The organism is Stenotrophomonas bentonitica (genome assembly GCF_002887735.1).
GTDB lineage: Bacteria > Pseudomonadota > Gammaproteobacteria > Xanthomonadales > Xanthomonadaceae > Stenotrophomonas > Stenotrophomonas bentonitica_A.
In genome coordinates this window covers 136,851-151,409 of the sequence record NZ_PKQP01000001.1, presented here as the reverse complement: position 1 = coordinate 151,409, position 14,559 = coordinate 136,851, and the positions used below count along the sequence as shown (strand labels likewise).

At 68.4% G+C, this 14,559-nt stretch carries 7 protein-coding genes; 2 read left to right on the top strand and 5 right to left on the bottom strand.

What is annotated here, in order from left to right:
• The first annotated feature begins 156 nt into the window (after positions 1 to 156).
• Entirely contained in the window at positions 157 to 5,805 is a 5,649-nt protein-coding gene (locus tag C0R07_RS00675; RefSeq protein ID WP_146027573.1) for a fibronectin type III domain-containing protein, read from the top strand.
• A gap of 162 nt (positions 5,806 to 5,967) precedes the next feature.
• Positions 5,968 to 6,183: a hypothetical protein gene (locus tag C0R07_RS00670; protein ID WP_102787997.1), complete on the top strand. Its 216-nt coding sequence runs from the start codon at positions 5,968 to 5,970 to the stop codon at positions 6,181 to 6,183.
• Between the two features lie 179 nt (positions 6,184 to 6,362).
• Here the strand turns inward: C0R07_RS00670 and lpdA are convergent, their stop codons facing one another.
• The 5 genes from lpdA to C0R07_RS00645 all read right to left on the bottom strand — a co-directional run bounded on the left by lpdA (position 6,363) and on the right by C0R07_RS00645 (position 14,526).
• Positions 6,363 to 7,799 carry a dihydrolipoyl dehydrogenase gene (lpdA, locus tag C0R07_RS00665; protein WP_019185930.1) on the bottom strand — a complete coding sequence of 479 codons (1,437 nt, stop codon included), beginning with the start codon at positions 7,797 to 7,799 and terminating at the stop codon, positions 6,363 to 6,365.
• A 135-nt stretch (positions 7,800 to 7,934) separates the two neighbouring features.
• On the bottom strand, positions 7,935 to 9,143 hold the full coding sequence (gene sucB / locus C0R07_RS00660) for a dihydrolipoyllysine-residue succinyltransferase (RefSeq protein WP_102787996.1): 1,209 nt from the start codon (positions 9,141 to 9,143) through the stop codon (positions 7,935 to 7,937).
• Positions 9,144 to 9,186: 43 nt separating this feature from the next.
• Positions 9,187 to 12,018 (bottom strand): 2-oxoglutarate dehydrogenase E1 component, encoded by a 2,832-nt coding sequence (locus C0R07_RS00655; RefSeq protein WP_102787995.1) that lies wholly within the window; start codon positions 12,016 to 12,018, stop codon positions 9,187 to 9,189.
• Between the two features lie 184 nt (positions 12,019 to 12,202).
• On the bottom strand, positions 12,203 to 13,111 hold the full coding sequence (locus C0R07_RS00650) for a GNAT family N-acetyltransferase (RefSeq protein ID WP_102787994.1): 909 nt from the start codon (positions 13,109 to 13,111) through the stop codon (positions 12,203 to 12,205).
• Between the two features lie 11 nt (positions 13,112 to 13,122).
• Complete coding sequence (locus C0R07_RS00645; RefSeq protein ID WP_102787993.1) at positions 13,123 to 14,526, bottom strand: cupin domain-containing protein; 1,404 nt, start codon at positions 14,524 to 14,526, stop codon at positions 13,123 to 13,125.
• Between the last annotated feature and the right edge of the window lie 33 nt (positions 14,527 to 14,559).

The following is a 14,559-nucleotide window of genomic DNA, read 5'->3' as shown; positions in this document are numbered from 1 at the left end:
TTACCGCACCCGGTACCAGGGGAATCCAGCCATGTCGCCACCGCCACGCGGTGTGCGGCCGTGTGCGTTTCCCCATCTCGACGATCACCACAGCGACGGCGTTGCCGACCGGACCACGGCGGCGCGCGCTGAACGGACGGGCAAGGGGAAGTGCGGATGCTGTCAGGGGCAGGGAAGGGCAGGCTGGCGCGGGCCGCCATCTGGATGGGCGCCGGTGTGCTGCAGCTGGTGCTGGGCAGCGGCATGGCCATGGCCGAATCCCCGGGGTGTGCGGCGGTCAACGCGTTGAGCGGTGGCGTCACGATGACGACCAGTCAGCAGCCCACGAAATTCCTCCCGGGTGACATCGTCTCCGTCACCTTCCTCGACAGCGGGCTGGACCCCCGTATCAACCTGGCCCAGTCGGACAGCGTCATCCTGCGTGCGGCGAACTTTTCCTCGGTGGCATACGACTACCGCAGTTTCACCGGGACGCCAGGCCCTCATACGGGCAGTACGCCGGCCGGATACCTGGTGGCCAACGGCCTGTACCTTTCCGTGAGTACCCGCGGCGGCTACCTCATGAACGCGGTCGTACGCTGTGAGAACGCCTCGGCCGCGCCGCTCACGCTGGACGCCACCACGCCGCCAGTGATGACCGTGGGCCGTAACGTCGACCAGACCCTGGGGGTTCGCGGCGGCACCGCGCCCTACGCCTTCACGATCACGGCAGGGCAACTGCCTGCCGGCCTGGTGCTGGAGCCCGATGGCCGCGTGCATGGCGTGCCCGAACAGGCCGGTGGCTTCAGTGCCACCATCACCGTGGCCGATGCGACCAGGGCCAGCGCCAGTTCGGGCTACGCTGGCAGCGTCGCGGCGGGTGTACCGGACGCGCCGACCCGGGTGGTCGCCTCCGCCGCAGACGGCGAAGCCAGCATCAGCTTCCAGGCGCCGGCCCGCAACGGCGGGGCGCCGATCGCGCACTACGTCGTGATCTCCAGCGGCGGCGCGCAGGCCACCGGCAGCGCCTCGCCGATCCCCGTCACCGGGCTGGCCAATGGCGTGCCGGTACAGTTCCGCGTGCGTGCCGACAACGGCACCGAGGTGAGTGTCGACTCGGACCCGAGCAACACGGTCACCCCCCAGGCCAGCCAGGCCATCACCTTCCCGTTGCCGGCCCCACAGCCGGTCGGCACCCTGTTGTCGCTCACCGCCACGGCCAGCAGCGGGCTGCCGGTGCAGTACAGCAGCCAGACGCCGTTGGTGTGCCAGGCCGAAGCGCCTGCCAGCGTGCGCCTGCTCAGCACCGGCACCTGTACCGTGCTCGCCGAGCAGCCCGGCACGGCCGGCATCACCGCAGCCACGCCGGTGGCGCGCAGTTTCATGGTGGTGCCCGGCACCGCGTCGGCCCCCACCATGTTGCGCGCCGAACGCGCGGGCGCCACCAGCGTGGACGTATTCTTCGACCCGCCTGGCAGTGATGGCGGCAGCGCGATCACGGCCTACGAGGTGATCACCCTGCCAGGTGCATCGGTGGTTTCCGGTGCCGCCAGCCCGGTACGGGTGGAGCGCCTGCAGGCAGGGGGACGTTACACGTTCCATGTTCGCGCACGCACGGCCAGCGGTCCGGGGACGATGTCGGTGGCCTCCAACCCGGTCACCCTGCCGACCGTGCCGCGGATCAGCGCGGTGCAGGTACCGGCCGCGGGTCGCTATGTTGCCGGCCAGTCGCTCGACTTCCAGCTTGTCTTCGACCAGCCGGTGCAGGTGACGGGTACGCCGCAGCTGGTGCTGGTGATCGGCAGCGAGCGCGTGGCGGCGCAGTACGACGCCGGCTCGGGCGGCACCACGCTTGATTTCCGTTACACCGTACTGCCCGGCCAGCGGGATCTGGACGGGATCGCGATCGAATCGCTCGGATTGAACGGGGGCACCCTGCGCAACGCCGACGGCGTCGATGCGGGGCTGGTCCTGGCCGGTGTCGGTTCCACTGCCGGCATCACCGTGGGCGCCGTGGCGCCTGATGCGCCGACCATCACCGCCGTCCGTGCGGACGACGGTACGGCGACGGTGACCTTCGATCCGCCGCTGCAGAACGGCGGCGGCACGGTGTTGGATTACGTCGTCACCGTGCAGCCCGGTGGCCTGCAGGTACCGGTGGCACAATCGCCGGCGGTGCTGACCAACCTGCGCAACGGTACGGCGTACCGCTTCACGGTCGCCGCGCGCAACGCGACCGGCACGGGCGCGGCCTCGGTGCCGTCGGCACCGGTGGTGCCGATGGCCGACCAGCAGATCCAGTTCGCCGATCCGGGCCCGCAGGACCTCGGCACGTCGCCGCGGCTGGCCGCCACCGCCAGCAGCCAGTTGCCGGTGCAGTGGACGGCCACCACACCGGCGGTGTGCAGCGTGGGCCCCGACGGCACGCTGACCCTGCTGGCGGCCGGCACCTGCGGCATCGATGCCGACCAGCCCGGCGATGCCGCCACCCGTGCCGCCGTACGCGTCTCGCATCGCTTCGAAGTGCGGGCGGTTGCACCGGGTGCGCCAGCGATCGTGCAGGTCGTGCTGGCGTCCAGCCAGACTGCCGAGATCCGTTTCGTGGCCCCCGCGTTCGACGGTGGCAGCCCGATCACCGGCTACCTCGTGCAGGCGCTGCCAGGCGGGCAGAGCGTGCGCGGCGCGGGCAGCCCGCTGCGCATCGGTGGCCTGCCTGCCGGCGTCGCGCAGCGCTTTACCGTTACCGCCATCAACCGCGTGGGAAGCGGCGCGGCCTCGGCGCCATCGGACGCGCTCACCGTGCTCGATGCGCCGCGCGTGCTGCGGGTGACTCCGCCTGCAGCGGGCCGCTATCTGGCGGGGCAGACGCTGGCGTTCCAGGTCGGCTTCGACCAGCCGCTGCAGGTCGGCGTGCCACCGGTACTTCAGTTGCGTATCGGCGCACAGCAGCGCGAGGCCGTGCTGCTCGCGCAGGCGGCCGATGCGCAGGGCACCGTGCTGCGCTTTGGCTACACCGTGCAGGCCGATGACCTCGATGAGGATGGGATCGCCGTGGAGGCGCTGCAGGCCGCTGCAGGCAGCCTGCGCAATGCACAAGGCACCGACGCGGCGACGGCATTGCACGGTGTCGGCAGCACGGTGGCGGTGCTGGTCGGCGTCGAGCTGCCGGGCGCGCCGGCCGATGTGCGTGGCGTGGCCGCCGATGGCCAGGTGCTGGTGCATTTCGTTGCGCCGGCCCGCGCCGGCAGCGGCGCGATCCTCGACTACACCGTGAGCGCGCAACCGGGCGGCATCAGCGCCACCGGCAGCGGCTCGCCGATTGCCGTGACCGGGCTGGCCAACGGCACCGCGTATCGTTTCATCGTGGTCGCACGCAGCGAACACGGCCAAGGCGCGGCCTCGGCGCCTTCGGCGGCGGTCACTCCGTTGCCGGTCCTGGGCGCGGCGGACAGCCGCATCGGCATCGCCTACGGCGCAGCGGCTACCTCTCTGCCGTTGACGCTGCAGGGTGCCGTCACCCGCATCGACGTTGTCCGCGCGCCGCAGCATGGCACGCTGGAGGTGCAGGGCACCACGCTGCGCTACACCCCGCACGCCGGTTATGCCGGCGCCGACAGCGTGGACTACACCGCCAGCGATGCCTTCAGCACCTCCGCACCGGCGACCGTGACGATCACCGTGGCCGCGCCGAGTGTGGCGATCGATGACATCGTGCCCGACGCGGCCACCGCCGGCAGCCCCTACACGCTGCAGCTGCTCAGCCGCGGAGGCAGTGCGCCCTACCGCTATGCGCTGGTGGGGGGCGCATTGCCGGCCGGGACGGCGCTGACGCCGGGCGGGCAACTGATCGGCACGCCGGTGGTTGCCGGCCGCTTTGCGGTCGATGTGGAGGTTACCGACAGCAGCACCGGCGACGGCCCGTTCCAGGCCCGCCGCAGCATGGTGCTGGTGGTGGACGCGCCGCAGATCATCCCCGGCGACACTGCACCGCCGGAGATCGCCCTGGGGCAGGCAGTGAGCACGCGCCTGCCAGTGCGTGGCGGCGTCGCCCCGTATGCGTTCCGGCTGCTGTCCGGCGCGCTGCCGCCGGGCGTGCGGTTGACCGCTGATGGGCTGCTTGAGGGCACCGCCATCCAGGCCGGCACGTTCGAGGTGCAGGTCGAGGCCCGCGATGCGCATGGCTTTACCGCCGCGCTCGGCTACCGCTTCGTGGTCGCGCAGGCCGCGCAGGCCATCAGCGCCTTCGTCGCCGATCCCGGCGCCCCGGTGTTCAGCGCGGGAGGCAGCTTCCTGTTGAGCGCCCAGGGCGGCGCCTCGGGGCAGCCGATCATCTTCGCCAGCACCACCCCGGCGGTGTGCAGCGTGGACGGCCCGCGCGTGGTCATGCTGGCGTCCGGGCGGTGCAGCCTGACCGCCGACCAGGCCGGCGACGCCAACCACCAGGCCGCCGCACAGCAGCGCCTGGACGTGGACATCGCCGCCGCGGTGCCGGTGCTGGCCTGGGCGGCAGACATGTCGCGTCTGCTGGAGCAGGGCAGCTTCGAGCTGCCGCTGCCGAGCAGTGTCAGCCCCGGTGCGTTCACCTTCCACAGCAGTGCGCCGGCGGTGGCCAGCATCGAGGGCCGCACAGTCCAGGTACACGCTGAAGGCAGCGCCGTGATCACCGCACAGCAGGCCGCCAGTGGTGGTTACGCCGCCGCCCGCGTGGAACTGCGGTTGGTGGTCAATGTGCGCCCTGACCCGACCCGTGACCCGGGCGTCACCGGACTGCTGCAGGCGCAGGTGGATGCGAGCGTCCGTTTCGCCGCCGCGCAACAGGGCAACATCCGCGATCGCCTGCGCCAGGTACGCGACGGCGGCAACCCCGCCAGCAACACGTTGTCGGTGTCCAGTGGCGGTGGCGGCCCCAACGCCGCATCGCTGCCGCTGGGCAGCGCACTCGGTACCGGCGCGGCGTGGTTGCCGGCCGGCTGGGGAACCTGGGCCGCGGGTACCGCGAGCTACGGCCGCGGCGGGGCCACCGCAGGTGGCCGCTATGACCTGCGCAGCGACGGGCTGAGCGTCGGTGTGGACCGCCGTCTCGGCGAACGCACGCTGCTCGGCGTGGCCGGCAGCGTGGGCCGCAGCGACAGCGACCAGGACGACGATCGCACCCGCCTGCGCGCCGACCAGCGCTCGCTGGCGCTGTACGGACTGTGGCGTGGCAACGCGCACCTGTACGTGGACGCGATGATCGCCACCGGCAACCTGCAGTTCGATCTGCAGCGCTGGAGCACCGATGCCGATGCGCAGGCGCAGGCGCGGCGCGATGGCACGCAGTGGTTCGGTTCGCTCGGCCTGGGCTACGAGCAGATGCTGGCGGCAACCCGGCTGACCGGGTACGCCCGCTGGAATGCCAGCCGTACCACTCTGGATGCCTACCGCGAGCACGGCCTGGGCGTGCTGGATCTCGCCTATGGCCGCCAGACCGTGGAAAACCGCGCGCTGGCCATCGGGGTGGAGGGCAGTGCGAAGGTATCGGCCGAGAGCCGGTTGCGTCCGTTCTGGAGCATCGAGTACCGGCGCGCGCTGCAGGACCGCGGGATGGCTTCGCTGAACTACGCGACGTGGTCACGGCCGCAGGACTACCAGGTAGCACTCCGCAGCTACAACGATGATGTGTTGTCGCTGCAGGCCGGCGTGGATCTGGCGATCCAGCGTGGCTGGAGCCTGTCGTTGCTGCTTGGCCATGAACAGGCGCGCGGCGCGGATCGTGCCAGCAGCATCGGCCTGCGCCTGACCTCGGGCGGGCAGGGCGGCGCGGTGGAGTCACCGCCGGTACCGTGAGTGGGCGGCGCGCCGGCCACGGTCGGCACGCCGGTTTCATCGCCGCAGCGGCAGCTTCATCCGCGCTGGGGAGTGGTTCGTCGCAGCGCGCTTGTCGCGTTCCCCGGCGCGGGGCAACGTGGCCCGGTGGGCGACGTTGCCCCGAGTCGAAGGAGACCGACGATGAAGACCCTGTTCGCGCTGGGCGTGTGGTGCCTGCTGTTCGTGCTGTGCTGGCCGCTGGCGCTCCTGGCCCTGGTGGCGTGGCCGTTGGTGTGGCTGGTCAGCCTGCCGTTCCGCCTGGTCGGCATCACGTTCTCGGCGCTGTTTGCCTTCCTGCGTGCGCTGTTGATGCTTCCGGCGCGGCTGCTGGGTGGCGGGCGCGTCGCAACGGCCTGAACAGGAAAGGGATCGGGCAGTGCCGGCCGCTGGCCGGCGGCTCTTGCTGTCGGGTTGACGAGGAGCGGGCCAGCGGCCGGCACTACCCATGGCGAGGAGCCGGCCAGCGGCCGGCACTACCTCTCGCCCACAAAAAACCCCGCCGAAGCGGGGTTTTTCGTTACGCCACCAACGCTGGCTCAGTTGGCCTTGTGGATCGCGCGCTTGCTCACGGCCATGGCGGCGTCATGCACCACTTCCGACAGCGACGGGTGGGCGTGGCAGATGCGCGCCAGGTCGTCGGCCGAACCGCTGAACTCCATGGTCAGCACGCCTTCGTGCACCAGCTCGGAGACGTTCGCGCCGACCAGGTGCATGCCCAGGATGCGGTCGGTCTCGGCGTGTGCCAGGACCTTCACGAAGCCCGACGGCTCGATCATCGCCACGGCACGGCCGTTGGCGGCGAACGGGAAGCTGCCGGCCTTGTACGGGATGCCTTCGTCCTTGAGCTGCTGCTCGGTCTTGCCGACCCAGGCCAGCTCCGGCTCGGTGTAGATCACCCACGGGATGGTGTCGAAGTTGACGTGGCCCGGCAGGCCCGCGATCAGCTCGGCCACGGCGATGCCTTCCTCGAAGCCCTTGTGCGCCAGCATCGGGCCGCGCACGCAGTCACCGACCGCCCAGACGCCATCGACGCCGGTGTGGCAGTGTGCGTCCACTTCGATCTGGCCACGCTCGTTGATCTTGACGCCGGTGCCTTCGGCCAGCAGGCCCTTGGTGGCGGCGCGACGGCCGACGGCCACCAGCAGCTTGTCCACGACCAGGCTCTTTTCGCCTTCAGCATCGGCGTAGGTCAGGGCGACTTCCTTCTTCTTGCCCTTGCCGGTCACCTCGGCCTTGGAGACCTTGGCGCCCAGGCGGATGTCCAGGCCCTGCTTCTTGAATTCCTTCAAGGCGGTCTTGGCCACTTCGGCATCGGCAGCGGCCAGGAAGTCCGGCAGCGCTTCCAGGATGGTCACTTCCGAACCCAGGCGCTTCCAGACGCTGCCCAGTTCCAGGCCGATCACGCCGGCACCGATCACGGCCAGGCGAGCCGGCACTTCGGTGAAATCCAGGCCGCCGACGTTGTCGACGATGGTTTCGCCATCGAACTTGGCGAACGGCAGTTCGATCGAGTCCGAACCGGCGGCGATGATGACGTTGGTGCCCTTCAGCTCGACTTCCGAACCGTCGTGCTGCTTGACCTTGACGATGTTGCCCGGCTGCAGCTCACCGAAACCGTAGTACGCGGTGACCTTGTTCGCCTTGAACAGCATGGCGATGCCGCCGGTGAACTGCTTGACGATCTTGTCCTTGCGGCCAACCATCGCCTCGACGTCCATCTTGGCATCCTTGAAGCTGATGCCGTGGTCGCCAAAGATGTGGCCCATGTTCCAGAACTGGCGCGAGGAATCGAGCAGCGCCTTGGACGGGATGCAGCCCACGCGCAGGCAGGTGCCACCCAGGGCCGGCTTGCCGTCCTTGCCCAGCGCAGCGTCGATGCAGGCGGTCTTCAGACCCAGCTGCGCGGCGCGGATGGCGGCATGGTAGCCGGCCGGACCGGCACCGATGACGACGACGTCGAATTGTTCAGCCATTGATAGTTCCTTGTTGCATTCCCGAGCTTCGCTTGAAGCCGGTGGCGCGCAGGCGCCGGGGGAGAGAGCAGGGCAGTGCGGTGCAGTGCCGTAAAACCAGAACCCCTCCGCGCGGGCGCGGAGGGGTGGGAGGTCTTACAGGCCGAACAGCATGCGGCCCGGGTTTTCCAGCTGGTTCTTGATGTCCACCAGGAACTGGACCGAGTCCTTGCCGTCGATGATGCGGTGATCGTAGGACAGCGCCAGGTACATCATCGGCGCGATCACGACCTGGCCGTTCTGCGCGATCGGACGCTCCTTGATGGCGTGCATGCCCAGGATGGCGCTCTGCGGCGGGTTGATGATCGGGGTCGACAGCAGCGAACCGAAGGTGCCGCCGTTGGTCACGGTGAAGGTGCCGCCCTGCAGTTCTTCCAGGCTCAGCTTGCCGTCACGGGCCTTCTTGGCGTAGTCGGCGATGGTCTTTTCCATATCGGCGAAGGACATGCGCTCGACGTTGCGCAGCACCGGGGTCACCAGACCCTTCTCGGTCGACACGGCGATCGAGATGTCCGAGTAGCCGTGATAGATGATGTCGTCACCATCGATCGAGGCATTGACCAGCGGGAAGCGCTGCAGTGCGTTGGCGGCGGCCTTCACGAAGAAGCTCATGAAGCCCAGCTTGATGCCGTGCGCCTTGACGAACTCGTCCTGCAGATCCTTGCGCGCGGCCGAGACCTTGGACAGGTCGACCTCGTTGAAGGTGGTCAGCATCGCGGTGCCGTTCTTGGACTGCATCAGGCGCTCGGCGATGCGCTTGCGGATGCGGGTCATCGGCACGCGTTCTTCCGGACGTGCGCCACCGGACTTGCCGGCGCCGCCGTTGCGGGCGAAGTTGACGATGTCTTCCTTGGTCACCGCGCCGCGGCGGCCGGTGCCGTCCACGTCGGCCGGGTTCACGCCTTCGGTGATGGCGGTGAAGCGGGCACCCGGGGGCAGCGAATCGGCAGCGGACTTGGTGGCCGGGGCCGGCGCTGCGGCAGCGGCCGGAGCGGCAGCGGCCGGTGCCGGAGCAGCGGCCGGGGCGTCGGCCTTCTTCTCTTCGGCCGGCGCAGCAGCAGCGGTCGCACCTTCTTCGATGATGGCCACGACCTGGCTGGAGGTCACGGTGGCGCCCACCTCGAACTTGATCTCCTTCAGCACGCCATCGACCGGCGACGGCACTTCCAGGACGACCTTGTCGGTTTCCAGATCAAGCAGGTTTTCATCGCGCTTGACGGCATCGCCGACCTTCTTGTGCCAGGTGGCGATGGTGCCGTCGGCGACGGATTCGGGCAGTACCGGGGCTTTGACTTCGGTGGCCATGCGGGAGCTTCCTGGTTTGTCTTTTCTAGAATGAGGGGGAGAGTTATTCAGCGACCGAGTCGTTGAACGGGTTGACCAGGGCATCGGCGATCAGCTTCTGCTGCTCGATGATGTGGTCAGCCATGTGTCCAGCGGCCGGCGATGCCGAACGGGCGCGACCTGCGTAATGGATGCTCTGGCCATCGGCCAGGCACGCCTGCAGGTGGTGACGGATCTGGTACCAGGCACCCTGGTTCTGCGGTTCTTCCTGACACCACACCACATCGGCCGCCTTGCCGTACTTCTTCAGCTCTGCTGCCAGTGCCACGCGCGGGAACGGATACAGCTGCTCCACGCGGATGATGGCGACATCGTCCTGGCCACGCTTGGTCTGGTCTTCCAGCAGGTCGTAGTAGACCTTGCCCGAGCACAGCACCACGCGCTTGACCTTCCTGGCGTCTGCGTTGGCATCGCCGATCAGGTGCTGGAACTCGCCGTTGGCCAGTTCGTCCAGGGTCGACACGGCCAGCTTGTGGCGCAGCAGCGACTTGGGCGACATCACGATCAGCGGCTTGCGGGTGGTCATGCGCATCTGGCGACGCAGCATGTGGTACGCCTGCGCCGGGGTCGACGGCACGCACACCAGCATGTTCTCCAGCGCGCACAGCTGCAGGAAACGCTCCAGGCGTGCGGAGCTGTGCTCCGGGCCCTGGCCTTCATAACCGTGCGGCAGCAGCAGGGTCAGGCCGGTGATGCGGCCCCACTTGGCTTCCCCGGCGGCGATGAACTGATCGATCACGACCTGGGCGCCGTTGGCGAAGTCGCCGAACTGGCCTTCCCAGATGCACAGGGTGTTCGGATCGGTGGTGGAGAAGCCGTACTCATAGGCCATCACGGCTTCTTCGCTGAGCAGCGAATCGATGATGGTGGCCTGTTCCGGCGACTCGACCAGTTGGCGCAGCGGCAGGTAGTAGTTGTCGGTCTTCTGGTCGTGCAGGATCGCGTGGCGGTGCGTGAACGTACCGCGGCCGACGTCCTGGCCGACCAGGCGCAGGTTGTTGCCTTCGTCGAGGATGGTGGCGTAGGCCAGGTTCTCGGCGAAGCCCCAGTCGCCCGGGATCTCGCCTGCGGCCATCTTGCGGCGGTCGTCATAGACCTTGGCCACGCGCGAGTGCAGTTCCACGCCTTCGGGCACGGTGTTGATCATCTGCGCCAGCTGCTTGACCTTCTCCATGCCCACGGCGGTGGAGACGGCGTCGGACAGCTTGCCGTTGAGCAGCTTGGGCCAGTCCACGTACATCTTGCTGGTGGCCGGCGTCTTCTCGACCTGGGCCAGCTCGGTGGTGACTTCGCCGGCATCGAGCTTGTTGCGGTACGCATCGACCAGGGCCTTGCCGCCACCGGCTTCGATCACGCCGGCGGCTTCCAGCGTCGCGGCGTACAGCTCGCGGGTGGTCTGGTGCTTGCGGATGACCTGGTACATCAGCGGCTGGGTGATCGCCGGTTCATCGGCTTCGTTGTGGCCCCAGCGGCGGTAGCACATCAGGTCGATGACCACGTCCTTGCTGAACTTCTGGCGGAACTCGAAGGCCAGCTTGGCGGCGAACACGACCGCTTCGGGATCGTCGCCGTTCACGTGCAGCACGGGCGCGGCGATCATCTTGGCCACGTCCGTGCAGTACAGCGTGGAGCGCGAATCTTCCGGATTGGAGGTGGTGAAGCCGACCTGGTTGTTGACCACGATGTGCACCGTGCCACCAACGGCGAAGCCGCGGGCCTGGGACATCTGGAACAGCTCCATCACCACGCCCTGACCGGCGAAGGCCGCATCACCGTGGATCAGGATCGGCATCACCTGCTTGCGGGCGGTATCGCCACGGCGTTCCTGGCGCGAACGGACGCTGCCGGCCACGACCGGATCGGCGATTTCCAGGTGCGACGGGTTGAACGCCAGCGCCAGGTGGACCGCGCCGCCGGCGGTGGCGACGTCGGCCGAGAAGCCCATGTGGTACTTCACATCGCCGGCGGAGGCGTGGTCGTCGTGCTCGAACTTGCCTTCGAACTCGTCGAACAGCTTGCGCGGGCTCTTGCCGAGGGTGTTGATCAGCACGTTCAGGCGGCCGCGGTGGGCCATGCCGATCACCACGTCCTTGACGCCATCCTTGCCGGCGTCACGGATGATGGTGTCCATCATCGGGATCAGCGAATCGCCGCCTTCCAGCGAGAAGCGCTTCTGGCCCACGTACTTGGTGTGCAGGTAGCGCTCCAGACCCTCGGCAGCCGTCAGGCGCTCCAGGGTACGGCGCTGGGTGTCTGCGTCCAGGTTGTAGTTGCCACCGGCCATTTCCAGGCGCTGGTACAGCCACTGGCGCTGCTCGACCTCGGAGATGTGCATGAATTCCGCACCGATCGAGCCGGTGTAGGTCTTCTTCAGGCGCTCCAGCAGGTCACGCAGTTTCATGCGCGGCTGGCCGGCGACGCCGCCGGTGCTGAACTCACTGCCCAGGTCGCTTTCCGACAGGCTGTGGAACGGCAGGCCCAGGTCCGGCGGATTGGTCGGCGCGGTCAGGCTCAGCGGATCCAGGCGGGCACCGAGGTGGCCACGCGACCGGTAAGCGGTGATCAGGCGGCCGACATTGCGCTCGCGCTCGTCGCCGGCACCATCGGCGGTGCCGCTCTTGATGGCGTTTTTGGCGGCGTCGGCAATGTGGGCGATGACGGCCGAATGCGGAATATCACCGGCTTCGCGGCCCTGGAAGCCGTCGAAGTAGGTCTTCCATTTGGGATCGACACTGTCCGGAGAAACGAGGTACTGCTCGTACAGATCCTCGATATAGGAGGCGTTGCCGCCGGCGAGCTGCGAAGATTGCGCAAACTGCTTCAGTTGATTGTCCACGATGGAGAGTCGGATTCGCTTGTGGGGTAAGGCTTCGATGATCCGGCAGGGAAAAGTGAATAGCCTGCGCGGGCGGTATCTAACGCCCCAAATTGTACCCCCAACGCGACAGGAAGGGGCACCGTACGGTCCAGTGCGGGAACCGCGGTGTCATTCCCAGACAGGTTCGGGGCCGCGCGGTGGGCTACAGGCCGAGTGCCCGCAGTTCGCTGCAATCACGCGAACGTTCCCATACGCGCTGCAAACCTTCCTGCAACGGTCGTGAACGTGCCGGTTGGGCCAGCCCGGCCTCGCCATCGAAGCGGTGGCCGCTCAGACGAAAGTAGTAGTCGCCCGTATCGTTGAGCAGGCAGGCAGATGGCGTCGCGCGGTCGATCGGATCGCTCACCTCGCGCACCCGGAAGACGCTCGGCAGCCGCTGGAGTAGGCTCAGCACGGGTGATCCGGCCCGACGGATGGCGGCGCTGTCGTGGACGATCAGCCAGGCCTGTTTGTCGTGGCGGGCGGTGGCGTAGCGGCGCAACGCTTCCAGCACCGGCGGTGCATCGAGCAGGCCGGGGTCGAGCTGGCGGCTGTGGATCCACAGCTGGCGACGGGCGCGGTGGATCAACGCGGTGGTGATCGCCACGGCCTCTTCGGCGCGCTCGATCACGACTGCACCGGACAGGGCCAGGCGCATGTGCTGGTGGGCGATGCCGGCCTCTTCGAAGATCTCGCCTTCCGGCAGAAAGCCCTGCCGGGTATAGAACACGCGGGCCGGCAGCTGCGCATGCAGCCCGACCTCGCGCCAGCCCCGGGCCCGGGCCTGGTCGACCAGGACCAGCAGCAGGGCTTCGCCGACGCCTTTGCCACGCCAGGCCGCCAGTACCGCCATGCGGCCGATCCGGCCGTCCGGGGTGAGCCGTCCGGCCCCGATCGGGGTGCCGGCGGTGTCGCAGGCCAGGACATGCACGCTCAGGGGGTCGAGCGCGTCGATCTCCAGTTCGGCGGGGACCTGCTGCTCGTCGACGAACACGGTGAACCGGACCCGGTGCAGCGCGGCGTGCTGCGCCGGGTAGTCGACCACATCAACGTGGAAGCCTGGGCCGTTCATGGCGGGCGCGATCAGCCGCGCTGGGGCTCGTCCTTGCCGTCAGTCTCGTCGCTGTCATCGAAATCGACGATCACTTCGATGCCGTCGTCATGGATGGTGACCTCGTGCACGTCGGCCTGGATGGCCTCGTCATCGATGACCTCGACCGCGTCGGTGCCGTCGACGATGTCGTACTCGGCGACGTAGTCGTCTTCATCCTCCAGGCCGGCATCGTCCACCAGCTGGTAGAAGCCGCCGGCGACCAGCGCCTGCACGGCATCACGGCCCTTGGCCGAGAGCTTCTGGTACAGCGCCGCGCCGATCTGTTCGGTGCCGGCCAGTACCTGGGCATCCTTGACCGGCAGGGCGAAGTCCAGGCCGCTGCAGTACAGGCTGGCGCCACGCTTGGCACGGCGCCAGGCCAGGCGCGCCCACGGGTGGCGCTGCAATTCCACGCCCGCGCCCAGCGCGGCTTCGATCTCCTCGCGCGGCAGCGGTTCGCCGTGCGCCATCACCTCCCCGGCGGCGCGGTAGGTGGTGATGAAGCGGCCGAACCAGTCGCCGAGCTTGTCCGGGTCGTTCATGCGGATCGCATTGAGCGCTTCGACCACGCGGTTCATCGAGACCACGTCGATCTCGTTCGGATCCTCCGGCACCTTCAGGTCCGGATCCTGGTAACGGATGGACTCGTCGGCGCCCTCGATCAGGGTATCGAGGTAGTCGCTGATCAGTTCGGCCGAGGCCGGGGCGCGCATGCCGAAGGAGAACGTCAGGCAGGGGTCTTCGGCAACGCCGTTGTGCGGCACGTTCGGCGGCAGGTAGAGCATGTCGCCCGGGGCCAGCACCCAGTCGTGGGTCGGCTTGAAGCGGCGCAGCAGCTTGAGTTCGACGTCGTCGCGGAAGTCCAGCGGCGGGCGCTTGCCCTTGATGGATTCGCTGGCGTCGATCTGCCAGCGGCGGTGGCCATAAGCCTGCAGCAGGAAGACGTCGTACTGGTCCACATGGGCGCCGACCGAGCCGCCGGTGGCGGCGAAGCTGATCATCACATCGTCCATGCGCCAGCGCGGCAGGAAATCGAAGTGGCTGATCAGGGCGCGCACGTCGGCGTCCCACTTGTCCACGTCCTGGACCAGCAGGGTCCAGTCGTGGTCCGGCATGCCGGGGAATTCTTCTTCCTGGAACGGGCCGGTACGCACGGTCCAGCCATCGGTGGCGCGGTCGTGGGTGATCAGCCGCGACAGCGCGCCTTCTTCACAGGCCAGACCGGCGAGGTCTTCGGGCTGCACCGGGGTCTCGAAATCGGGGAAGGCGCCGCGGATGAGCAGCGGGCGCTTCTGCCAGTAATCGCGCAGGAAGGTAGCGGCGGGCATGCCCAGCGGCAGGCCGGGGCGGGCCTGGATGTCGATGACGGGGGTTTTGATCTTGCGTGCGGCCATGGGGGAGATCCTTGGAGCGTGTAGACGGTAGTT